This window comes from Aureimonas ureilytica, assembly GCF_001475935.1.
Taxonomy (GTDB): Bacteria; Pseudomonadota; Alphaproteobacteria; order Rhizobiales; family Rhizobiaceae; genus Aureimonas; species Aureimonas ureilytica_A.
This window is the reverse complement of sequence record NZ_LDQA01000069.1, coordinates 25396-46538: the sequence shown is the minus strand read 5'-3', so window position 1 is coordinate 46538 and position 21143 is coordinate 25396. Positions and strand designations below refer to the sequence as shown.

The 21143-nt window shown below is 66.4% G+C and carries 22 protein-coding genes; 13 read left to right on the top strand and 9 right to left on the bottom strand.

The annotated features are described in order from the left end of the window. The first annotated feature begins 49 nt into the window (after positions 1-49). Complete coding sequence (locus tag NS365_RS20850) at positions 50-1051, top strand: GGDEF domain-containing protein (RefSeq protein ID WP_244498520.1); 1002 nt, start codon at positions 50-52, stop codon at positions 1049-1051. 25 nt (positions 1052-1076) lie between these two features. Here NS365_RS20850 and dnaQ read toward each other — a convergent pair whose 3' ends face one another. The 5 genes from dnaQ to NS365_RS20825 form a co-directional block, all read right to left on the bottom strand. Beyond that, positions 1077-1787 carry a DNA polymerase III subunit epsilon gene (gene dnaQ, locus NS365_RS20845; RefSeq protein WP_058602217.1) on the bottom strand — a complete coding sequence of 237 codons (711 nt, stop codon included), beginning with the start codon at positions 1785-1787 and terminating at the stop codon, positions 1077-1079. A 159-nt stretch (positions 1788-1946) separates the two neighbouring features. Beyond that, complete coding sequence (gene coaE, locus NS365_RS20840) at positions 1947-2603, bottom strand: dephospho-CoA kinase (protein WP_082684759.1); 657 nt, start codon at positions 2601-2603, stop codon at positions 1947-1949. 7 nt (positions 2604-2610) lie between these two features. Next, positions 2611-3054 carry a hypothetical protein gene (locus NS365_RS20835; protein ID WP_058602216.1) on the bottom strand — a complete coding sequence of 148 codons (444 nt, stop codon included), beginning with the start codon at positions 3052-3054 and terminating at the stop codon, positions 2611-2613. A 135-nt stretch (positions 3055-3189) separates the two neighbouring features. Next, positions 3190-4026 carry a shikimate dehydrogenase gene (locus NS365_RS20830; RefSeq protein WP_058602215.1) on the bottom strand — a complete coding sequence of 279 codons (837 nt, stop codon included), beginning with the start codon at positions 4024-4026 and terminating at the stop codon, positions 3190-3192. Continuing rightward, positions 4019-4618, bottom strand: a complete 600-nt coding sequence (locus NS365_RS20825; protein WP_058602214.1) for a Maf-like protein — start codon at positions 4616-4618, stop codon at positions 4019-4021. Before NS365_RS20825 ends, NS365_RS20830 begins: the two co-directional genes overlap by 8 nt. Positions 4619-5319: 701 nt before the next feature. On the opposite strand from NS365_RS20825, the gene hemE reads away from it, so the two are divergent. Further along, positions 5320-6348 (top strand): uroporphyrinogen decarboxylase, encoded by a 1029-nt coding sequence (hemE, locus tag NS365_RS20820; protein ID WP_058602213.1) that lies wholly within the window; start codon positions 5320-5322, stop codon positions 6346-6348. On the opposite strand, the gene NS365_RS20815 is transcribed toward hemE, so the two are convergent. Beyond that, positions 6345-6890, bottom strand: coding sequence for an AAA family ATPase (locus NS365_RS20815; protein ID WP_058602212.1), 546 nt, complete (start codon positions 6888-6890; stop codon positions 6345-6347). The genes hemE and NS365_RS20815 overlap by 4 nt on opposite strands. Positions 6891-7124: 234 nt before the next feature. Here NS365_RS20815 and hemJ point away from each other — a divergent pair, with 234 nt between their 5' ends. The 5 genes from hemJ to NS365_RS20790 all read left to right on the top strand — a co-directional run bounded on the left by hemJ (position 7125) and on the right by NS365_RS20790 (position 12135). After that, positions 7125-7646: a protoporphyrinogen oxidase HemJ gene (gene hemJ / locus NS365_RS20810; RefSeq protein ID WP_058602211.1), complete on the top strand. Its 522-nt coding sequence runs from the start codon at positions 7125-7127 to the stop codon at positions 7644-7646. A gap of 290 nt (positions 7647-7936) precedes the next feature. Then, positions 7937-8485, top strand: a complete 549-nt coding sequence (locus NS365_RS20805) for a gluconokinase (RefSeq protein ID WP_306302828.1) — start codon at positions 7937-7939, stop codon at positions 8483-8485. Between the two features lie 67 nt (positions 8486-8552). Beyond that, positions 8553-9938, top strand: coding sequence for a GntP family permease (locus tag NS365_RS20800; protein WP_058602209.1), 1386 nt, complete (start codon positions 8553-8555; stop codon positions 9936-9938). A gap of 289 nt (positions 9939-10227) precedes the next feature. Beyond that, positions 10228-11493 carry a transcription termination factor Rho gene (gene rho / locus NS365_RS20795; protein WP_019994620.1) on the top strand — a complete coding sequence of 422 codons (1266 nt, stop codon included), beginning with the start codon at positions 10228-10230 and terminating at the stop codon, positions 11491-11493. Between the two features lie 153 nt (positions 11494-11646). Next, positions 11647-12135, top strand: a complete 489-nt coding sequence (locus tag NS365_RS20790; RefSeq protein WP_058602208.1) for a YbaK/EbsC family protein — start codon at positions 11647-11649, stop codon at positions 12133-12135. A 3-nt stretch (positions 12136-12138) separates the two neighbouring features. On the opposite strand, the gene arsC is transcribed toward NS365_RS20790, so the two are convergent. Further along, positions 12139-12540, bottom strand: a complete 402-nt coding sequence (arsC, locus tag NS365_RS20785; protein ID WP_058602207.1) for an arsenate reductase (glutaredoxin) — start codon at positions 12538-12540, stop codon at positions 12139-12141. Positions 12541-13026: 486 nt separating this feature from the next. Beyond that, entirely contained in the window at positions 13027-13704 is a 678-nt protein-coding gene (locus NS365_RS20780) for a PadR family transcriptional regulator (protein ID WP_244498519.1), read from the bottom strand. 255 nt (positions 13705-13959) lie between these two features. On the opposite strand from NS365_RS20780, the gene mnmE reads away from it, so the two are divergent. Continuing rightward, positions 13960-15279: a tRNA uridine-5-carboxymethylaminomethyl(34) synthesis GTPase MnmE gene (gene mnmE, locus NS365_RS20775; RefSeq protein ID WP_058602244.1), complete on the top strand. Its 1320-nt coding sequence runs from the start codon at positions 13960-13962 to the stop codon at positions 15277-15279. Between the two features lie 16 nt (positions 15280-15295). Beyond that, positions 15296-15799, top strand: a complete 504-nt coding sequence (locus NS365_RS20770) for a GNAT family N-acetyltransferase (RefSeq protein ID WP_058602206.1) — start codon at positions 15296-15298, stop codon at positions 15797-15799. 7 nt (positions 15800-15806) lie between these two features. On the opposite strand, the gene NS365_RS20765 is transcribed toward NS365_RS20770, so the two are convergent. Next, on the bottom strand, positions 15807-16370 hold the full coding sequence (locus NS365_RS20765) for a Uma2 family endonuclease (RefSeq protein WP_058602205.1): 564 nt from the start codon (positions 16368-16370) through the stop codon (positions 15807-15809). 126 nt (positions 16371-16496) lie between these two features. On the opposite strand from NS365_RS20765, the gene mnmG reads away from it, so the two are divergent. From mnmG to NS365_RS20745, 4 genes are all read left to right on the top strand, one after another. Continuing rightward, complete coding sequence (mnmG, locus tag NS365_RS20760) at positions 16497-18380, top strand: tRNA uridine-5-carboxymethylaminomethyl(34) synthesis enzyme MnmG (RefSeq protein WP_058602204.1); 1884 nt, start codon at positions 16497-16499, stop codon at positions 18378-18380. After that, positions 18364-19101: a 16S rRNA (guanine(527)-N(7))-methyltransferase RsmG gene (rsmG, locus tag NS365_RS20755; protein WP_058602203.1), complete on the top strand. Its 738-nt coding sequence runs from the start codon at positions 18364-18366 to the stop codon at positions 19099-19101. The genes mnmG and rsmG overlap by 17 nt, the downstream gene beginning before the upstream one ends. 99 nt (positions 19102-19200) lie before the next feature. Then, positions 19201-20010: a ParA family protein gene (locus NS365_RS20750; protein ID WP_058602202.1), complete on the top strand. Its 810-nt coding sequence runs from the start codon at positions 19201-19203 to the stop codon at positions 20008-20010. Positions 20011-20114: 104 nt separating this feature from the next. Continuing rightward, complete coding sequence (locus NS365_RS20745; protein WP_058602201.1) at positions 20115-21101, top strand: ParB/RepB/Spo0J family partition protein; 987 nt, start codon at positions 20115-20117, stop codon at positions 21099-21101. Positions 21102-21143: the final 42 nt, after the last annotated feature.

Below are 21143 nucleotides of genomic sequence, written 5' to 3'. Positions count from 1 at the left end.
CGTAGCCACCTAGTGAAGATCAATCTAACCCATGGGCGGAGAGGCTCGATTGTCCCGTCTGAACGTTGTGATGATGGAGTCCCCCGATCGTCAAGGCGATCGCACCGGCTTGGCTGACGACGGGGCCGCCCGCCTGGACGCCTCGGCCGAACGCTCGGCGCTCGCGCTTTATTCGATCAATGCCTTGGCCGACATGGTGATCTGGGCCGATCCCGATGGGCGCTACGTCTTCGTCAACGAGGCGGCGACACGGCTTCTCGGCTATAGCGCGGAAGAGTTCTCGCAGCTGCGGGTCTGCGATGTCGATCCCGATGTGGACGAGGCCTATTGGTATCGCCATTGGGAGGAGCTGAAGCGGGTCGGCGTCATCAAGATCGAGAGCACCAACACCAACAAGTCGGGCCAGGCCGTTCCGATCGAGATCACGGCGCATTATGTCCGCTTCGGCGGCCGGGAGTATAATTGCGCCATCGTGCGCGACATTTCCGAGCGCAAGATGACCGAAGCGCGGATGGAAGCCCTGCACCAGGAAATCTACCGGCTCAGCATCACGGACGGGCTGACCGAGATTTCCAATCGCCGCCATTTCGATATGGTCCTGGCGAAGGAGGTTCAGCGCCACGCGCAGTCGGGCGAGCCGCTTTCGCTGATCCTGCTCGACGTCGATCACTTCAAGGCCTTCAACGATTATCACGGCCATATCGCGGGGGACGACTGCCTACGCCAGGTCGCCCAGGCGATCGACGCCGCGATGCGAAAGCCGGTCGATCTGGCGGCGCGCTATGGTGGCGAGGAATTCGTCTGCATCCTGCCGTGCACGCCGCCGGAGGAGGCCCGCGACACCGCCGAGGCGATCCGAACGGCCATCGCCGCGCTCGCCATTCCCCACGACCTGTCGCCGGAAGCGGGCGTCGTCACGGCGAGTCTCGGCGTCGTCAGCGCGATCGGTGGCCGCAGCATCTCGGCGCAGAGCCTTCTGTCCTGCGCCGACGCGCTTCTCTACGGCGCCAAGCTGGCGGGGCGAAACCGCGTGGAAGCGGACGAACTCTAGAAACCGCGCCTCGAGCCCTCTCGCCTCAGCCCTCCACGACGGGCGGCAGATGCGCGGTCCACGCCGAGCCCTCGCCGAGCGAGGCGATGAAGCGGCGATGGGCCTCGTCTTCGGCCGCCGACAGGCGCGGCGGCAAGGGCACCGGGCGCTTGGCGGCACAGTGGACAATCTCCACGCCGCGGTCGTTCAGCCCGTCATTGTCCATGTCGAGCCGCAGCGCCGACTGCCGGCCGCCGATCAGCTCGATATAGACCTGCGCCAGAAGCTCGGAGTCGACCAGCGCGCCGTGCTTGTCGCGCTTGGTCGTGTCGATGGAAAAGCGCGAGCAAAGCGCATCCAGCGTCGCGGGCGCCATCGGAAACTTGCGCCGCGCCATGGGCAGCGTGTCGATCACGAGGCCGGGCGGAATGGCGGGGCGGCCGACACGGGCCAGTTCGGCATTGAGGAAGCGAATGTCGAAGGCCGCGTTATGCGCGATCAGCGCAGCGCCTTCGAAGAATTCGGCGAACTCGTCCACGATCTCGGCAAAGACCGGCTTGTCCTTCAGAAAATCGTCGGAGATGCCGTGAATGTCGAAAGCGGCGGGATCGACCTTGCGAGCGTCCGGGCGAATGAACTTGTGAAACTCACGGCCCGTCGGGATGTGGTTCCAGAGTTCGATGCCGCCGATTTCGATGACGCGGTCCTGCTCGAAGTCGAGGCCGGTGGTTTCCGTGTCGAAGACGATCTCGCGCATGGATGTTCCTTGAAGGCTATCTGGCAACGCGCCGACGAAGGGGCCGGCGAGGGATCTTTTGGGTCCGCAGGGGAGCAAACGCAGTCGATGCCGGCGGCATCGACAGGGCTGGCCGGAAGCGGGGCGGACAAGACCCGCCGGGCCGCCCCGGCCAGATGGTCAGAGAGGTTCCGACCCCCTGTCCTGCCTCTTCATCTCGGCCGATCGGCGCGCCGGCGCAAGGGGGTCTTTGGCCGTCTCGCGCAGCCGGGCGAGGATCGCCTCCACCTCGGCTTCGGCTTCGGCCATGCCCTTTCCGGTGTCGATCAAAAAATCGGCGCGTCGGCGCTTCTCGGCGTCCGGCATCTGCTTGGCGAGGATCGCCTCGAAGCGCGCCTCGCTCATGCCGGGCCGCGCCAGGACCCGCGCGCGCTGAATCTCGGCCGGGGCGCTCACAACCACGACCCGGTCCACCCGCGCCTCGCCGCCCGTTTCGAACAGGAGGGGGATGTCGAGGACAGCGACGGATGCGCCCGATGCCCGCGCCTCCTCCACGAAGCGCGCTTCTTCCTCGCGCACCAAGGGGTGAACGATGGCCTCCAGATCGCGCAGCGCGGTTGCGTCGTTCAGAACGGCCGACGACAAACGGATACGGTCCACCGTGCCTGCGGGCGCGGTGCCGGGAAAGCGCGCCTCCACCAGCGGCGCGGCGCGTCCGGCATAGAGGCGATGCACCGTCTCGTCGGCGGAATGAACGGGGCAACCACGCGCGGCGAACATCGCCGCCGTCGTGCTCTTGCCCATGCCGATGGAGCCGGTCAGCCCAAGGAGGATCAAGCTGACATCACTCCGTCACGGCGAGCGCGATCCGCCAAGCCGCGCCGGTCTCGTCGCGCACCAAAGCGTAGCGGCAGCGGAACTCCAGCGCCGCCTCGCCGTCGTCGCGCTCCTGCCGCCAGTCGAGAACCGCGAAGGCCGCGCCGTCGTCGCCGGCCGCTTCGACGATGTCGAAGCGCGACTGAACGATTTCCTCGCGCTCGAACACGGCGAGCAGCGCATCGACATTCTCGGCCAGCTCTTCCTCGTCGTTGAAGACATTGCCGCGACCGGACTGCCAGATCGTCACCGGAAACTGGAAACAGGCGAGGATCGCCTCGGCGTCGAAATCGTCGAACCCGGCCGCATAGGCTTCGAACAGGCTCTCGATGGCCGCTTCCGCATCCGAGATTTCGGTCTCGATGTCGGAGATGTCGCCCTGGTCGGCAAAGGCGGTACTACGATTGTCCATAATGTGGACCCTCCCCAACGCGCTGGAACTCGTGAGCATCGCCCCCAAAGATGGACGCAGGCTTTCGAAGGCGTCGAAGCGGGGCGAAAACGCGCCCGCATCGTTACGAAAATCCGGCGTCGGGCCATGCCCGGTTCAGCGTGCGGCCTCGATATCGGCGAGAAGCGCCTGACGCAGTTCTTCCGACACGCTCGGCCGCCGGCCGAACCACCGCTCGAACCCCGGTACCGCCTGATGCAGCAGCATGCCAAGGCCATCGGCTGTCCGATGCCCGCGCTGCCGCGCCGCCCTGAGGATCGGGGTTTCGAGCGGCACATAGACAATGTCGGTCACCAGCGCGGCTTGTGCAAGAGCCGAGAGGTCCGGCTCGGCTTCGCACGCGCCCCAAGGCCGCGTGTTGACCACAAGATCGGCGCCCGCCAGCCACGCCGCCTCGCGCTCGGCTCCAGCGCCTTCGACCTCCAGGCCGGGCCGCGCGAAGCTGCCCGCCAGCGCCTCGGCTCGCTCGGGCGTGCGGTTGACGATGCGAATGCGCCCGATGCCGGCCTCGGCCAGCGCATGAACCACGGCGCGCGCCGCGCCGCCCGCGCCGAGCACCAGCGCCTCCTCGGCGTCCCGCCAGCCGGGCAGGCGCTCGTCCAGATTGGCGGCAAATCCGTAGGCGTCCGTGTTGCCGCCGACGAGCTGGCCCCCCTCGAACCAGACCGTGTTGACCGCGCCGATCGCCTCGGCCGCACCGTCGCGGCGGGCCACGCCCACAAAGGCGGCTTCCTTGTGCGGGATGGTGACATTGCCGCCGATGAAGCCGGCTTCGCTGAGGTTAGCGAGGAAGGCCGGAAAGGCGGCGGGCTCCACCGCGATGCGCTCATAGGAGCCGCCAAGCCCCAGATCGCGCAGCCATGTGCCATGGATCAGCGGCGAGCGCGAATGATGAATCGGCCAGCCCGTGACGAAGGCTTTGGGTTCAGCCATCGACCAGCCCCCGGCGGCGCAGCTCGGCGACGAGAGGCAGGACAGGCAGGCCGATGATCGTGAAGAAATCGCCCTCGATGCGCTCCATCAGCTGAATGCCCTGGCGCTCCACCTGATAGGAGCCGACGCTGGAGAGGGCGGCATCGCCGACCTCGGCCAGATAGCGGCCGATGAAGGCGGGCGAGAGATCGCGCAGCGTGATGCGCGCCTGATCGACATGACGCCAGAGCGTTTCGCCGTCCCGCACCAGCGCCACCGCGCTCGACAGGACATGGGTGCGCCCGGACAGTTTCAGGAGCGCGCGGCGCGCGCCTTCCATATCGGCGGGCTTGTGGAAGCGTTCGTCGCCGAGCGACAGGGTCTGGTCCGCGCCGATCACCAGCGCGCCGGGATGGCGCTCCGAGACATCGGCCGCCTTGGCCTCGGCGAGGATCAGAGCGACGTCCTCGGGCGTGGCGCCGCTTTCGGTCAGCGGCGCTTCCAGCGCGCGCTCGTCCAGCGTCGAGGGATCGACGGCAAAGTCGATCCCGGCATTTTGCAGAAGCTCGCGTCGGTGCACGCTGCCCGAGGCCAGGACGATCGGCTTGCCCATGCGGCTCGTTTCCCATTCAAATCTGGACGCTTCCTAAAGTCGGAACACGCCCGAGAACAAGAGCCGTTTCAATGGCTCCGTCATCGCCCCGTCACCGTGACGCGGAGATGACGCGCCGGGGAGCCATTGTGGTTAAGAATCGTTCATCATGACGAGACGGACTCCGATCGGCTTTCGGAGCAAGGTCACGGGCCCGATATGACCGGGATTCTTGCCCCCCTGTGAGCAACCGGGGACAAGCTTGGGTAAGCGAAACGAGCTCACAGAGGGGGTCGGGAAAACCCCTGTTTCATCCACAGAGGAAGGCCGCTGACGCCTTGTGGAGCAGGGCTTGTGAAAAACGGGGGGAAACTTCCGGCCCGCCACCTCCAAGCGTTGGAATCCTTGAGGGAATCCGACCCTGCGCAAACGCCTGGGCCGCAGCGCAAAACCGCGCCGTTTGCGGGGCTCTGTGAATTACCAGTATCCACCGACTCATAGAATCAGAATCCTTTTCTATAAGACTTTCTTTGTTGGAAGAGCGGGCTGGGGATCTGCGATCCCGCCCGCCTTTCGCATCGGAAAAAGCGAAGCGAGGAAGCCCCTGCCCTTCGGGCGGGGCTGGACGAAGCGCCCGTTCCCCGCCATGTCCGGGGCTGAACCACGACCCCACAGCGCCAAGGCTCGACGGCCTTCGCGACGAGCCTTCTGGAAAGCTCCTCATGGAACAGCGAAAGCTTCTGCGCGTCCTCGCCGGCGAGACCGTCTTCCCTCCCCCGGTCTGGCTCATGAGGCAGGCGGGTCGCTATCTTCCGGAATATCGCGAGGTCCGGGCGAAGGCGGGAAGCTTTCTCGATCTCTGCTACAATCCCGAACTCGCCACGGAGGTGACGCTTCAGCCGATCCGGCGCTTCGGCTTCGACGCCTCGATTCTCTTCTCCGACATTCTGGTGATCCCCGACGCGCTAAAGCGCAATGTGCGCTTCGTGCAGGGAGAGGGACCGATGATGGACCCGATCGCGCCCCATGAGATCGCGAGCCTCGACCCCAGCCATGCCGACACGCATCTCGCCCCGGTGATCGCGACGGTGGCGCGCATTCGCGCCGCGCTGCCCGACGAGACGGCGCTGATCGGCTTTTGCGGGGCGCCCTGGACGGTCGCGACCTATATGATCGCCGGCCATGGCACGCCGACGCAGGCCCCCGCGCGCCTCTTCGGCTACGAGCACCCCGAAGCCATGGACGAGCTTCTCATGCTGCTGGCCGAAATGAGCGCCGACTATCTCGCCCGCCAGCTTCAGGCCGGGGCGGACTGCGTGCAGATTTTCGACAGCTGGTCGGGCGTTCTGGACGAGGCGAGCTTCGAGCGCTTCGCCATCGCGCCGGTGCGCCATCTCGTGCAGCGCCTGCGCGCCATGGTGCCGGGGGCCCGGATCATCGGCTTTCCCAAGGGGGCCGGCGCCTTCCTCGACACCTACCGCGAGAAGACCGGCGTCGATGCGCTCGGCCTCGACTGGGGCGTGCCCTTCGAACAGGCGCGCCGGCTTCAAAAGGGCGGCGCCGTGCAGGGCAATCTCGACCCGCTGCGGCTGATTGCCGGCGGCCGGGCGCTGGAGGAGGGCGTCAACGCCATCCTCGATCAACTGGGCGATGGCCCTCTCGTCTTCAATCTGGGCCATGGGATCACGCCGGACGCTCCGATCACCCATGTGGAGCATCTGATGCGCCTCGTGCGTCAGCGGGCTTCCTAGAGCCTCATCCGCTCCCGCAGGAAACGCACGCGCTTAGGCACCGGCGCGAGCGGCAGGTCCGTGACCTCGTAGCCGAGCCCTTGGTAAGTCCAGCGCATGACTCGGGCGGTCTCGGCGGCCTCCGCTGCGTCCTGCCGCCGCTCGGCGTCGCCGGCATAGATCTCCGGCCAGAAGGGCGCGAGAAAGACCGGGCTCGTGTAGCGCAGGCGACGCGCGGCTCGGGCGAGATCATCCGGCACGGGCAGGCCGCAGAGCGCGAGATAGCCGAGCACGTCCGGCAGGCCCCGGTCGAAGATCGTGACGCCGCCTACCCCGCGCGCGGCCTCATAGGCGGCTTTGTCCCGCGCCGCCATGGCCTTCGCATAGGCCGCGCGGTCGTCCCAAGGGAGAGCCGAGCCGCCGCGCGCCAGTTCCTGCCGGATCACCGCCCGGCCACTCTCAGGCGCGGTGCGGAAGCCCTCTTGGGTCAAGGCTTCGATCAAGCTCGTCTTGCCGCCGCCGGGGCCGCCGGTCAGCACGATGAAAGCGTCATGGGGATTCATGGATAGTCTCCGATGTTGGTGAGGGAAGCCGAGGACCGCTCTTGCGAGCGGGCCTGCGGTTTTGGATCGCGGGCGGTCGCCTTGCCGCGCGGCGTGGTTCTCGATTAGAGCCGTTCGAAAGCCGGACTTGGGATCGGCTAGGAGCTCAGGACGGCGCATCCGATCCGTCAGGCTTCGATCCCCATGGTCCGATGCCGAGGCGATCCCGCTTCGGCTGGCGAAGGGAGACGCATCATGGCCACAGCCGCGCCTGCGAAAGATCGCTCGGTTCTCGTATCGCTGGGGGTGGGGGCCGTTCTGGCCGCGCTGCTCTTCGCACTCGTGCCGGTGGACGCCATGCTCTGGGTCAAGGCCCTGCACGTGGTCGCCGTCATCTCGTGGATGGTCGGCATGTTCTACCTGCCGCGCCTGTTCGTCTACCACACCGAGGCGGGCGTCGGCAGCCCCCAAGCCGAGACCTTCAAGGTGATGGAGCGCCGCCTGATGCGCGCCATCGTCAACCCCGCCATGGTGGTCACCTGGGTTTCCGGCCTCTGGCTGGCGATCGAGATCTATCACTTCCAGGGCGGCTGGCTGCACGCCAAACTCACGCTGGTGGTTCTGATGAGCGGGCTGCACGGCTATTTCTCGGCCGCGCGCAAGAAGCTGGAGCGGGACGAGATGACCAAGACCAGCCGCCACTGGCGCCTCATGAACGAGGTGCCGACGCTGCTCCTCATCGCCATCGTCATTCTGGTGATCGTCAAGCCCTTCTGATCGAAGGATCGACATCGGCCCGCCCTTGCGGCGGGCCGCGGACGCTGGTCACGAGATCAGCCGCGACACGCTTCGTCGCAGCGCCTTGAGCTGAGGCTCGGCCTGGGCAAGCGCTTCCCCATCCGATGCGACAACGCTTTGCCATGGGTGCCCGGCCCAGGTCCCAAACCCCGGCGCGCCAGCATCCGGCCACACGTTCAACTTGCTTTTCTCGGCCCGGGAGTGATTTAGCACCGATGGAGCGGACGATCCTATGTCCGCCTTCTCATCTCGTGCTCCGGAGAAAGCCCGTGCCCTCGAACGCTTCCAAACCCGCCCTGTGCCTCGTCGTGATGGGGCCTTCGGGGACGGGCAAGACCACCACGGCCAAGCTTCTGTCGCAGCGTCTGGGCTGGAAGTTCGCCGAGGCGGACGAGTTCCACCCGAAGGCCAATATCGACAAGATGTCCGCCGGCATCCCCCTGAACGATGAGGACCGCGCCCCCTGGCTCGCCTCGATCCGGGACTGGATTTCGGACGAGGCGGGGATGGGCGAAAGCACCGTCATCACCTGCTCGGCGCTGAAGCGGCGCTATCGCGACATTCTGCGCGGGGCCGAGGCGCGGGTGCGCTTCGTGGAACTCGATGCGCCTCAGGGCGTGATCGGCGCGCGTCTGGCCGAGCGCAAGGGCCATTACATGCCCCCGTCCCTCCTTGCCTCCCAATATGCCGATTTCGAGCCGCTGGACGGCGACGAGGACGGGATCAAGGTTTCCGTCGAGCAGGACCCGGATGGCGTGGTGAGCGAGGCCCTGCGCCAGCTCGAACTCCTGCGCCCCGAGATGCTGCGCGCGCTCTGACGCGCCGATCCTCCGCGCCCGCCCCACGTGGGGCGGCGCCCCCTCCCCGCCCCACAGGTGCATAGAAATGAATTCCACGGCGCTCGCCCATGTCTGGGGGACCGGGCCGCTTCTCGTCATCGCGGCGGTTGCGGTTCTGCTTCTCCTGCTTCTCATCATCCAGTTCCGCATTCATGCCTTTCTGGCGCTGACCATGGTCAGCCTCGTGACCGGCCTCGTCGCCGGCATTCCACCGGCCAAGATCGTGCCGGTGCTCACCGAAGCCTTCGGGCAGACGCTCGGCGGCGTCGCGCTCTTGATCGGCTTCGGCGCCATGCTGGGCCGGCTTCTGGAAGTCTCGGGCGGCGCGCAGTCGCTGGCGGACGCGCTGATCCATCGCTTCGGCGAAAAGCGCGCGCCCTTCGCTCTCGGCTTCGCCTCGCTGCTGTTCGGCTTTCCGATCTTCTTCGACGCCGGGCTCGTGGTGATGCTGCCCATCGTCTTCACGGTCGCGCGCCGGCTCGGCGGCGGGCTCCTCCTCTACGGCATCCCCGTGGCGGCGGCCTTCTCGGCCATGCATGTCTTCGTGCCGCCCCATCCCGGCCCGGTCGCGGCCTCCGAGCTTCTGAAGGCCGATGTCGGGCTTCTGATCCTGCTCGGCATTCTCGTCGCCATTCCGGCCTGGCTGATCGGCGGCCAGATCTTCGGTTCGTTCATCGGCAAGCGCATCGTCCTGCCCGTGCCCGACATCCTGTCGGGCGGCAAGCAGGTGGAGCAGGACCCGAACCCGCCCAAGCCCTCCACGGTGATCGGCATCCTTCTCCTGCCGCTCGCCATCATCTTCGTGAACACCGGCCTCGATTTCTCCCGCGCGCAGGGCTGGGTCGATCCGAACGCCACCTGGTATCAGATCGGCCGCGCCTTCGGCGCAACGCCCGTCGCGTTGCTCATCGCGGTTCTGGTGGCGAGCTATGTGCTCGGCATCCGGCGCGGTCGCACGGCCAAGATGGTGGAAGGCATTCTGGACTCTTCGCTGGGGCCGATCTGCGCCATCACGCTGATCACCGGCGCAGGCGGCATGTTCGGTGGCATCCTGCGTGCCAGCGGCATCGGCGATGCGCTCGCCACCACACTGGACGGATTGGGCATGCCGATCTTCGTCGCGGGCTTCGTGATCGCCGCCGCGCTGCGCGTGGCGCAGGGCTCGGCGACGGTGGCCCTCATCACGGCGGCGGGCCTCGTGCAGCCGGCGGTGGCGGCGGCGGGCTATTCGGAGGTGCAGCTTTGCGCCACGGTTCTGGCGCTGGCGTCGGGCTCGGTCGTGCTCAGCCATGTCAACGATTCCGGCTTCTGGCTGGTCGGCCGCTTCTTCGAGATGGACGTGAAGACCACGTTCAAGACCTGGACGGTGCTGGAAACCCTGATCGGCCTCATCGGCTTCGCGCTGGCCGGCGTGATCTTCCTGTTCTTCTAAATCGGTTTCCTGATCGTCAGCATCAGTGAAAAGCAGGCGGGTCTTCTCTTGGGGAGGCCCGCCTGTTTCGTTCCTGGCCTCGTGCGCGCCGTCTTGCGAAGCTGCGACGGAATGGCTATAAGCTTTGCCGTATCCCGCCTTACGGCGCGGTGCGGCTGCATAGCTGTGCCCCGCCCATTCGACGCCGAACCATACGCATTCGTATCATCCCGGCCCGAGTATCCTCCCCTGATGACTGTCCCCATGGCAGACGGCTTGCAAGGCCCGGCCGATGGGGTGGAGCCCGCCCATGCCTGAGATCAAACTCCAGGATCTGAAAGACAAGACGCCCGCCGAACTCGTCGCCTTCGCCGAGGAGAACGAGGTCGAAAGCGCGTCCACCCTGCGCAAGCAGGAACTGCTCTTCGCCATTCTCAAGCGCCTCGCCGCGCAGGAGATCGAGATTATCGGCGAAGGCGTGGTGGAAGTGCTGCAGGACGGCTTCGGCTTCCTGCGCTCGCCCGACGCGAACTACCTGCCCGGCCCCGACGACATCTACATCTCTCCCTCGCAGCTGCGCCGCTTCTCCTTGAAGACGGGCGACACGGTGGAAGGGACGATCCGGGGGCCGAAGGACGGCGAGCGCTATTTCGCGCTTCTCAAGGTCACGACGATCAATTTCGACGACCCCGAGAAGATCAAGCACAAGAGCCATTTCGACAATCTGACCCCGCTCTATCCGAACGAGCGGTTCAAGATGGAAAACCCCGACCCGACGAAGAAGGACATCTCCGCCCGGGTCATCGATCTCGTCGCCCCGCTCGGCAAGGGCCAGCGCGCGCTGATCGTCGCCCCGCCGCGCACGGGTAAGACCGTTCTTCTCCAGAACATCGCCCATTCGATCACGGCCAACCATCCCGAGTGCTACCTCATCGTGCTGCTCATCGACGAGCGGCCGGAGGAAGTGACCGACATGCAGCGCTCGGTGAAGGGCGAGGTCGTCTCCTCGACCTTCGACGAGCCTGCCTCGCGCCACGTTCAGGTCGCCGAAATGGTGATCGAAAAGGCCAAGCGTCTGGTCGAGCACGGGCGCGATGTCGTGATCCTTCTCGACTCCATCACCCGCCTGGGCCGCGCCTACAACACGGTGGTTCCGTCGTCGGGCAAGGTGCTGACGGGCGGTGTGGATGCCAACGCCCTCCAGCGGCCCAAGCGCTTCTTCGGCGCGGCGCGCAATATCGAGGAAGGCGGCTCGCTGACCATCATCGCGACCGCGCTGATCGACACCGGCTCGCGCATGGACGAAGTGATCTTCGAAGAGTTCAAGGGCACCGGCAACTCGGAAATCGTGCTGGACCGCAAGGTGGCGGACAAGCGCATCTTCCCGGCCATGGACATTCTCAAGTCCGGCACGCGCAAGGAAGACCTCCTCGTGCCGCGCCAGGACCTGCAGAAGATCTTCGTGCTGCGCCGCATCCTCTCGCCCATGGGCACGACGGACGCGATGGAATTCCTCATCGACAAGCTCAAGCAGACGAAGAGCAATGCCGATTTCTTCGACTCCATGAACACGTAAGCCTTTCCGGGAGCGCGTCGGCGTTCTCGGACGTGAAGGCTCGAAAGGCCGCCGGTGCGATGCGCCGGCGGCCTTTTTCATGGGCCCGTCCGCCTTGCCGCCCGCCCGGCGCGGACTTTATGGCAGAAGCCGACGCCTTTGCGGGAGACAGACATGACCGACCTTGCCGACCTGCCCGATGCCGTGCGCCGGGTTGAGATCGCTGCGCTCGCCAAGGCGTTGCCCTTTCGGGTGGTGAAGACCGAGGTGATCGCCCGCACCGCCGAGGAAGCGGCGAAGGCTGTCTCGGCCGAGGTCGGGCAGATCGTCAAAAGTCTGGTGTTCCGGGGCGCAGTGACGGGACAGGCCTATCTCCTGCTCGTGTCGGGCGCCAACCGGGTCGATCAGACGGCGGTGGCCGGCGCGATCGGCGAGGCCTTGGAGCGGCCGGACGCCGATTTCGTGCGCGAGCACACAGGATTCGCCATCGGCGGCGTCGCGCCGCTCGGCGCGACCTCGCCGCTCCCTGTCTTCATGGACGAGGACTTGCTGGAGTTCGACGCGATCTGGGCTGCCGCCGGCACGCCCTTCCATGTGTTCGAGACGACGCCGAACGATCTGAAGGCCGCAACGGACGCGCGCGTCATCGGTGTGCGCGGCTGAGCGTCAGGCACGGGACACCACAGTCCCGTCTTCCTTGGTGAAGGCGCTCAAGGGATGCTCCAGCAAGTCCAGCACCTCTTCCGACGGGCGGCAGAGCTTCGCGCCCTTTTCGGTCACCACGATCGGGCGATTGATGAGGATGGGATGAGCCAGCATCGCGTCGATCAAAGCCTCGTCGGACAGCGCGGGATCGCCGAGACCCAGCTCGGCGAAGGGCGTACCCTTTTCGCGTAGCAGGGCGCGGGGGCCGATCTCCATGAGCTCCAAGAGTTCGACTAGGCGCTCGCGCGACGGCGGCGTTTTCAGATACTCGATCACCTCCGGCGTCTCGCCCGATTGCCGGATCATGGAGAGAACATTGCGCGAGGTGCCGCAGGCGGGGTTGTGATAGATCGTGACGGGCATGGGGCGTCTCCGCTGGATGCGCCCTTTGAAGCCGCTCCGAAGCCGCCAGGCAAGAGGTCGTGCCATCGCCGCCGACCTTCGCTCGCGTGGCCAGTATCTGCCGACGAGCCGCTCCAAGCGAGGCATCGGGCGTGGCATCCATGGGAAGGCCTCACAAGACCTCGCCGGGTCCGCTCGCCGGAGCTTTTCGCCGGGGTTCCTAGAGTGAGCCACGCGGCTCGGCCGTCCGCAAGGACCGTCGCGAAGGCTCGACGATGCGCCCTCGCATCGACCGCGTTTGGCTCCTCGCCCCCAAGCGCAACACCATCGACCATTCGCTATGCCAAGCTTTTGCGAGACGCTCTCAGTGGCACACGGACCCGGTGCGACGAGGGCACCCATAAACGCAAAGGGCCGCCGAGCGGACCCGGCGGCCTTGAGACATCATCGTGGAAAAGCGTCTTCGCCCTCCCCGCCTCCTCGGCGGGGCGCGAGAGTGGCGCCGTCTCAGACGTTGGCCAAGCCGCCTGATCCGCGCTCCAGATCGTCGGCCACTTGCAGAAGAAGCCGGGTGATCTCGCTGGAGCGCTTTTCGTCCGCCGCCAGCGCGCGGGCCGCGACCTCGCGCAGGTTCAGAAGCGCGGCCTCGACGCTGCGGGGCAGCTCCGGCCCGTGCTTCTCGCCGCGTGAGGCATGGTGCTCGCGCCGCTGCTTCAGGCGCTCGGCCAACTCGGTCAGTCGACCCAGAATGCCGTCCGCGGCCTCGCGATGGCTGGCGAGATAGGCGCGTCCCTCGTCGGTGACGGCGTAGCGCTTCTTGTTGCCTTCGCTTTCCGCCAGGATATAGCCGGCTTCTTCGAGATAGCTGAGCGTCGGATAGACGATGCCGGGCGACGGGGCGTAGAAGCCCTGCGTCATCTCCTCGACATGGCGAATGATCTCGTAGCCATGGCGCGGCTCCTTCTCGATCAGCGCCAGCACGAGAAGGCGAAGATCGCCCTGCAGCAGAAAGCGGCCGATCCGCCCGTCGCCCTCGCCATCTCCCGTGCCGCCGCCAGGGCCACCATGCCGGTGGCCCCGACCCCCGCCCCGTCCGAACGGGTTGCGACCCATGGCGAACAAAGCCCCCAGCCCGCCGCCATGGTGGTGGCCGTGACGGCAGCGTGTTTCGTATTCCTGTCTCATTCTAGGTTCTCCGGTGGATTAAGATATATCTTTAGATACATTCAGTTCCCGGCTTACGCAAGCGAAAAAGATATATCTTGATCTATCGGAGTTCGGGAAATGGCCGCCCGCTCGCGACCCTTCCGCCGGCCCGAGCCTCGCAAACCGATTTGGCGCTTGACGCGGCCCGTGCCGAATGTGCCAACGAAACAAGGGTCGATGCGGCCCGCGCTGGGCCCCGGCGAAGGGTCGAGCGCCACCATTGCTGGGAACGCCATGACCGCTTCTTTGCCCGACGACACGATCCTTGCTCTTTCCTCCGGCTCGCTGCCGGCGGGCATTGCCGTGGTCCGCGTCAGCGGGCCTGCGGCCGCTGACACGCTGGGGGCGCTGGCGGGCGGCCTACCCGAGCCGCGCCGCGCCAGCCTGCGCCGCCTGCGCGCGGGCGACGGAACGGAGATCGACCGCGCGCTCGTCCTGTTCTTTCCCGGTCCCGCCAGTGCGACCGGCGAGGATCTGGCCGAGTTCCATCTCCATGGCGGGCGGGCCGTGGTCGCGGCGCTGACCAGCGCGCTCCTTGCCCTGCCCGGCCTGCGTTTGGCGCAAGCCGGCGAATTCACCCGCCGCGCCTTCACCCATGGGCGGATCGATCTGACGGAAGCCGAGGGGCTGGCCGATCTTCTGGCGGCAGAAACGGAAGGGCAGCGCCTCCAGGCCATGGCCCAGGCGGGCGGCGAGGCGCGTGCGCTCTATGAGCGCTGGATGCGCCAGCTCTCGCGCATCCGCGCACTTCTGGAAGCCTCGTTCGACTTCTCCGACGAAGGCGATGTCGATGACAGCGTGTCCGCCGGCACGAGCGAAGCGGTGGCCAACCTCAGAGCCGAGATCGAGGAGCATCTGGCCGGCGCGCACCGGGCCGAAATCCTTCGCGATGGGTTCCGCGTCGCGATCGCCGGCGCACCCAATGCCGGCAAGTCCAGCCTTCTCAACGCGCTCGCCGCGCGCGAGGTCGCCATCGTCTCCGCCATTCCCGGCACGACACGGGACGTGATCGAGACGAGGCTCGATATGGAAGGGCTGCCGATCCTCCTGTCCGACACGGCGGGCCTGCGCGAAACGGAAGACGAGATCGAGGCGATCGGCGTGTCGCGCGCCCGCGCGCGCATCGAAGCGGCCGATCTCGTGCTGCATCTGATCGACCCCGCCGCGCCCGAGGAGACGGTGATCGAAGCCGGGAGCACGCCGGTGTTACGGGTGGCGACCAAAGCCGATCTTCCTTCGACTTTGCCGGCTAACTCTGATCTCTCGCTCTCTGCGCGCACCGGCAAAGGACTGGACGAGCTGACGCGCCGCATCGCCGCCTTCGCCCGCGAGGCGGCGGGCGATCCGGCCGCGCTTTTGCCGGCGCGCGCGCGCCACCGCGATCTCCTGCGCCAATGCGCCGAGCGCCTCTCGGCTTACGACGCGGCGCTGCCACCCGAGATTGCCGCCGAGACCTTAAGAGAGACGTCCGACCGGCTCGGTGCCTTGACGGGACGCGTCGGGGTGGAAGACCTTCTCGGCCTCATCTTTTCGGAATTCTGCATCGGGAAGTAAGGAGCAGACAGCGAGAATGGACCTGACGATCCGCGCCGCCGAACCGCGAGACCTCACTGGCCTCACCGCGCTCATGAACCTGCCGGGCTACCGGCACGGCACGCTGCGCCTTCCCTTCGAGAGCGAGGAAAGCGCGCGCAAGCGTTTGTTCGAAGGCGGGCCGAACATGACGCTTCTCGTCGCGCTTTTGGACGGTGAACTGGTCGGCACGATCCATCTCATGCGCTGGACCGGACGGCGAGCCCATGTCGGTGGGATCGGCATGGGCGTCCACGACGCTCATACGGGGCGCGGCATCGGGCGGCGGCTGATGGAAACCATTCTGGACCTCGCCGACAATTGGCTGGGCCTGACGCGGCTGGAACTCTCGGTGAATGTCGACAATGCCCGCGCCATCCGCCTCTATGAGCTGAGCGGCTTCGAGATCGAAGGGCGCGAGCGCCAGTCGATCCTACGCGACGGCGTGCTGGTGGACGCCTTCACCATGAGCCGCCTGCGCGCCCCGCCGCGCCCGGCATAAGCCGTCGTCAGGTCAACACGCGGTCGTAGAGTTCGTGGAGTGGCAGTTCGACGCCAATAGCGGCGAGCGAGATCACGCCGTCCAGCCCTTCGATCCGCGTCTCGTCCCAACCCGCGCCTGTGAGACGTGACCAAAGGATCGCGACGGGCTGATCCTGCTCCATCAAGACGATATGCCTGAGAAAGGGCATCGTCTTGTACTCTTCGATCTTTCGAAGCCGATCGAAATCACGGGTCGATGGCAAAAGAACCTCGAACACGATACGCGGTTCACTGGCAACGAAGGAGTTCGGGTCGGTTGGCCCGCAATCGACGCCGACATCGGGCCGCCGAATCTGACCCGGCCGGGTTTCGACCGCGCCATCGGCCGTGAATGGGACACATGGCTTTCCGCGAAGACGATTTCGCAACTCCCCGAGGATGTTCATAACGACCATATCGTGCCGCCGCGAGGCGCCGGTCATCATTTTCAGGGGGAATCCGTCGACAAGCTCGAAGCGATCTTCGAGACCTTGCTGCCATTCGAAGAAAGCCGCGAGTGTCCAGGGCTTGATAGCAGTCGTCGCGCTCATTTCAGGGCCGAACCGTCTGATACGTTGGCGTATAATCTAGAGCCGTATCGACTTCGAAGATAGGCGTGGACAGCAAGTCACGTCCCCTCCGTTGACAGCGGACCCGGCTCGGGGCTTAACAAATCCATGACCCAGAATTTGAGCGAGTTTTCTGCCGACGTCGTGGTGATCGGCGGTGGCCATGCAGGCGTCGAGGCCGCCGCGGCCTCCGCTCGCGCCGGCGCGCGCACGGTTCTCCTGACCCATAGCTTCGACACAGTCGGCGCCATGAGCTGCAACCCCGCCATCGGGGGCATCGGTAAGGGCCATCTCGTGCGCGAGATCGATGCGCTCGGCGGCATCATGGGCGAGGCGGCCGATCGCGGCGGCATCCAGTTCCGCCTTCTCAACCGGCGCAAGGGCCCAGCCGTGCGCGGGCCGCGCACGCAGGCCGACCGCAAGCTCTACAAGGCCGCCGTACAGGAGATGGTCCGCGCGCAGGCCGGGCTGGAGATCGTCGAGGGCGATGCCTTCGACCTGAGCTTCGGCGCGGGCAACCGCGTCGAGGCGGTGATCTTGGAAGATGGCCGGCGCATCCGCTGCGGCGCGGTGGTGATCACCACGGGCACGTTTCTGAACGGGCTCATCCATATCGGCTCGGTCAAGATTCCGGCGGGCCGCGTCGGCGAAAAGCCCTCGCTCGGTCTGTCCGCCACGCTGGCGCGGCTCGGGCTTCGGCTCGGCCGCTTGAAGACGGGCACGCCCGCGCGGCTCGACGGGCGCACGATCGACTGGGCGAGCCTCGACAAACAGGGCCCCGACGATGAGCCCTACGCCTTTTCCTATCTGACGACGCGGATCGACAATCCGCAGATCGACTGCGGCATCACCCGCACGACCGATGAGACGCATCGCATCATCCGCGAGAACCTCCATCGCTCCGCGCTCTATGGCGGCGAGATCGAAGGCGTCGGCCCGCGCTATTGTCCGTCGATCGAAGACAAGATCGTCAAGTTCGGGGACCGCGACGGCCATCAGGTGTTTCTGGAGCCCGAAGGGCTGGACGACGACACGGTCTATCCGAACGGGCTCTCCACCTCGCTGCCGGAGGATGTGCAGGAAGCCTTCCTGCGCTCTCTGCCGGGACTGGAGCAGGTCCGCATTCTGAAAGCCGGCTATGCCATCGAATACGACCATGTGGACCCGCGCGAGCTGACGCGCTCGCTCGAAGTTTCCAAGGCGCCCGGCCTGTTTCTGGCCGGTCAGATCAACGGCACGACGGGCTACGAGGAAGCGGGCGCGCAGGGGCTCCTGGCTGGGCTCAACGCGGCGCGGCGCGCGAGCGGCGCGGAGCCGGTCGTGATCGGCCGGGGCGATGCCTATCTCGGCGTCATGGTGGACGATCTCACCCGCACGGGCGTCACCGAGCCCTATCGCATGTTCACCAGCCGGGCCGAGTTCCGCCTGTCGCTGCGGGCCGACAATGCCGACCGCCGCCTGACCCCGCTCGGCCTTGAATGGGGTCTGGTGGATGCCCGGCGCGCCGAGGTCTTTTCCAAGAGCGAGGCGGCGCTGGGGGAAGCGCGCAGGCTTTTGGAAGGCGCCACGATCACCACGGCCGAGGCGGCCCGCAAGGGCCTTGCCGTCAATCAGGACGGGCGCACGCGCTCGGCCTGGACGCTCCTGTCCAACACCGACACGACGCTCGACATGCTGATCCCGGTCTGGCCGGAGCTGGCATCCATCCAGGATACGGTGCGAGAGCGCATCGAGATCGAAGCGGCCTATGACGTCTATCTGGAGCGCCAGCGGCGCGACCAGATCAGGTTGAAGCGCGAGGAAGAGCGGAGCATCCCCGCCGACCTCGACTTCGACACGCTCAAGGGTCTCTCCAACGAAATTCGCCACAAGCTGCGCGAGCGCCGTCCGGCAACCGTTGCGGAAGCGGAACGGATCGACGGTATGACCCCCGCCGCTCTCGCCATCATTCTCGTGGCCCTCAGAAAGTTCGACCGTGCGCAAGCAGCCTGAACGCTCCATCCGCCCCTTCGCCCGCACGGCGGTTGCCCGTCCCGCTTCCCGTCCGCGCATGGGCCGCGCGGCGACCGACGCGAAGCTCGCCGAGGAACGCTCGCTCGTTCTGTCGCGTCACGGTGTTTCACGTGAAACAGTGGAAAAGCTCGACGCCTATGTTGAACTTCTCCGCACATGGCAAACGCGCATCAATCTGATTTCGCCCTCCACGATTCCCGAAATCTGGACCCGGCATCTGGAAGACGGGCTCTGGTTGTCGCATCTGGCCCGCAACGCCACGCGCTGGGTCGATCTCGGCTCCGGTGCGGGCTTTCCCGGCCTCGTCCTCTCCATCACGCTCTGCGGGCGCGAGGGGGCCGAAATGCATCTGGTGGAGAGCAATGCCAAGAAGGCGGCTTTCCTGCGCACCGTCATCCGCGAACTGAGCCTGCCCGCCGAAGTTCATGTCGAGCGGATCGAGGATTGCAGCGAGATCATTGGCGGGGCCGAGGCTGTCAGCGCGCGCGCCCTCGCCTCGCTGGATGAACTTTGTGCCCTCGTCGCCCCGCATTTGAAGCCAGATGCCAAGTGCTGGTTCCCCAAGGGGCGGAACCATGATGAGGAAATCGCGGCGGCTTCTGCCCATTGGCGCTTCGACATGGTAAAGCATAGCTCAGAGATCGAGGATGGCTCGGTGATGCTGGAAATCCGACGGCTCGAGGCTCTGGCGGGAGCCTGAGCTTCGCCCCTTCAAGAGGTGTCGGATGCGCCGCCCGCAAGGCGGCGCCGCTCCCCTAGCTTTGGGCTTGCGAAAGCAGGCCTACAGGAACGAGACGGTATGGATACGCTCCCTGTTTCGCGCATGCGCGTGATCACCATCGCCAACCAGAAGGGCGGCGTCGGCAAGACCACGACGGCGATCAATCTGGCGACCGCGCTCGCCGCTATCGGCAAGCGCACGCTGCTGATCGATCTCGACCCGCAAGGCAATGCCTCCACCGGGCTCGGCGTCGATCGGGACGATCGCGCCGTCTCCTCCTACGACGTGCTGGTGGAAAGCGCCTCGATCACGCAGGCCGCCATGGCGACCGCCGTGCCCGATCTCTCGATCATTCCCTCGACGCTGGATTTGCTGGGCGTCGAGATGGAAATCTCGGGCTCCACCAGCCGCGCCTATCGGCTGCGCGATGCGCTGCACTTCCACGCCGAGGAAACGCCGCTTTTCGACCTCGTGCTGGTGGACTGCCCGCCCTCGCTGAACCTCCTGACGGTGAATGCCATGGCGGCGGCGGATGCGATCCTCGTGCCGCTTCAATGCGAGTTCTTCGCGCTGGAAGGTCTCAGCCAGCTTCTGGAAACGGTGGAGCAGGTGCGGGACACGCTGAACCCGGCCCTGTCGCTGCACGGCATCGTCCTGACCATGTATGACGGGCGCAACAATCTGGCGAGCCAGGTTGTGCGGGATGTCCGCTCCTTCATGGGCGACCATGTTTATGAGACGATCATCCCGCGCAATGTGCGCGTGTCGGAAGCGCCGAGCTTCGGCAAGCCGGCCATTCTCTACGATATGAAATGCCCCGGCAGCCAAGCCTATATCCGGCTGGCCTCCGAGGTGATCCAGCGCGAGCGGCAATTGGCGGCCGCTTGACGAGTGAGGGTTCGGGCGGATGATCGTTTCGCCCTTGGAATGAACAGGATGCGGGCGCGGCCCGCCAAGAGCAGAAGCGGACCGATCCGCAAGGAGCGATGAGAATGAGCGAAGACAAGGGACGCCAGCGTCTAGGCCGGGGCCTCGCCTCGTTGATCGGCGGCTCGGCCTCCTCCGCCGTTCCCTCCCGCGCCGCCACGCCTTTCCCGCTGCCCGGCGCCGCGCGCGTCGAGGAGCCGGGCGAGCGCAAGCTGGCGGTGAGCGAGCTTTCGCCCAATCCGCGCAATCCGCGCCGGCATTTCGACGAGACGGATCTGGCCGAACTGACGGCGTCGATCCGCCAGCACGGCGTCGTTCAGCCCATTCTGGTGCGCAAGACTGCCAGCGGCGCGTTCGAGATCGTGGCGGGCGAGCGGCGCTGGCGCGCGGCGCAGGAAGCGGGCCTCAAACAGGTCCCCGTCGTCGTACGCGAAATCAGCGATCGCGAGTCGCTGGAAATCGCCATTATCGAAAACGTCCAGCGCGCCGATCTTGACCCGATCGAAGAGGCGATGGGCTATCAAATGCTCATCGACGAGCACGAGTACACGCAGTCCGATCTGGCCGACATCCTGGGCAAGAGCCGCAGCCATGTCGCCAACACGCTGCGCCTTCTGAAGCTGCCCGACAGCGTGAAGGAAATGGTGGCCAAGGGCGAATTGTCGGCGGGCGCGGCGCGCACGGCCGTGTCGCAGGACGACCCGGAGGCCTTCGCGCGTCAGATCGTGGACGGGGGCCTCAGCGTGCGCGAGGCCGAAACGCTGGCGCGCGGCGAGCCGCTGCCCGAACCCGCTCCCCCGCGCGGCTCCGCGCAGAAGCGCCGTACGCCCCCTGCCCCGCCCTCCGTCGCCGAAGTGCGCGAAAGCGACACGCAGGCGCTGGAAAAGCTCCTGTCGGACACGCTCGGCCTGCCCGTCGCCATCGAGCTTCGCGGCGAAGGGGGCTCGCTGCGCCTCGACTTCCGCCATCTCGACCAACTCGATCACCTCTGCCGCCTGCTCCAGACGCGCGTGTCGGCGGAAAGCGCCGAGCCGCGCATTCGCAGCCTGTAGCCCACTGCCCTGAAGGAGCGGGTTTCGCCCGCTCCCATTGTT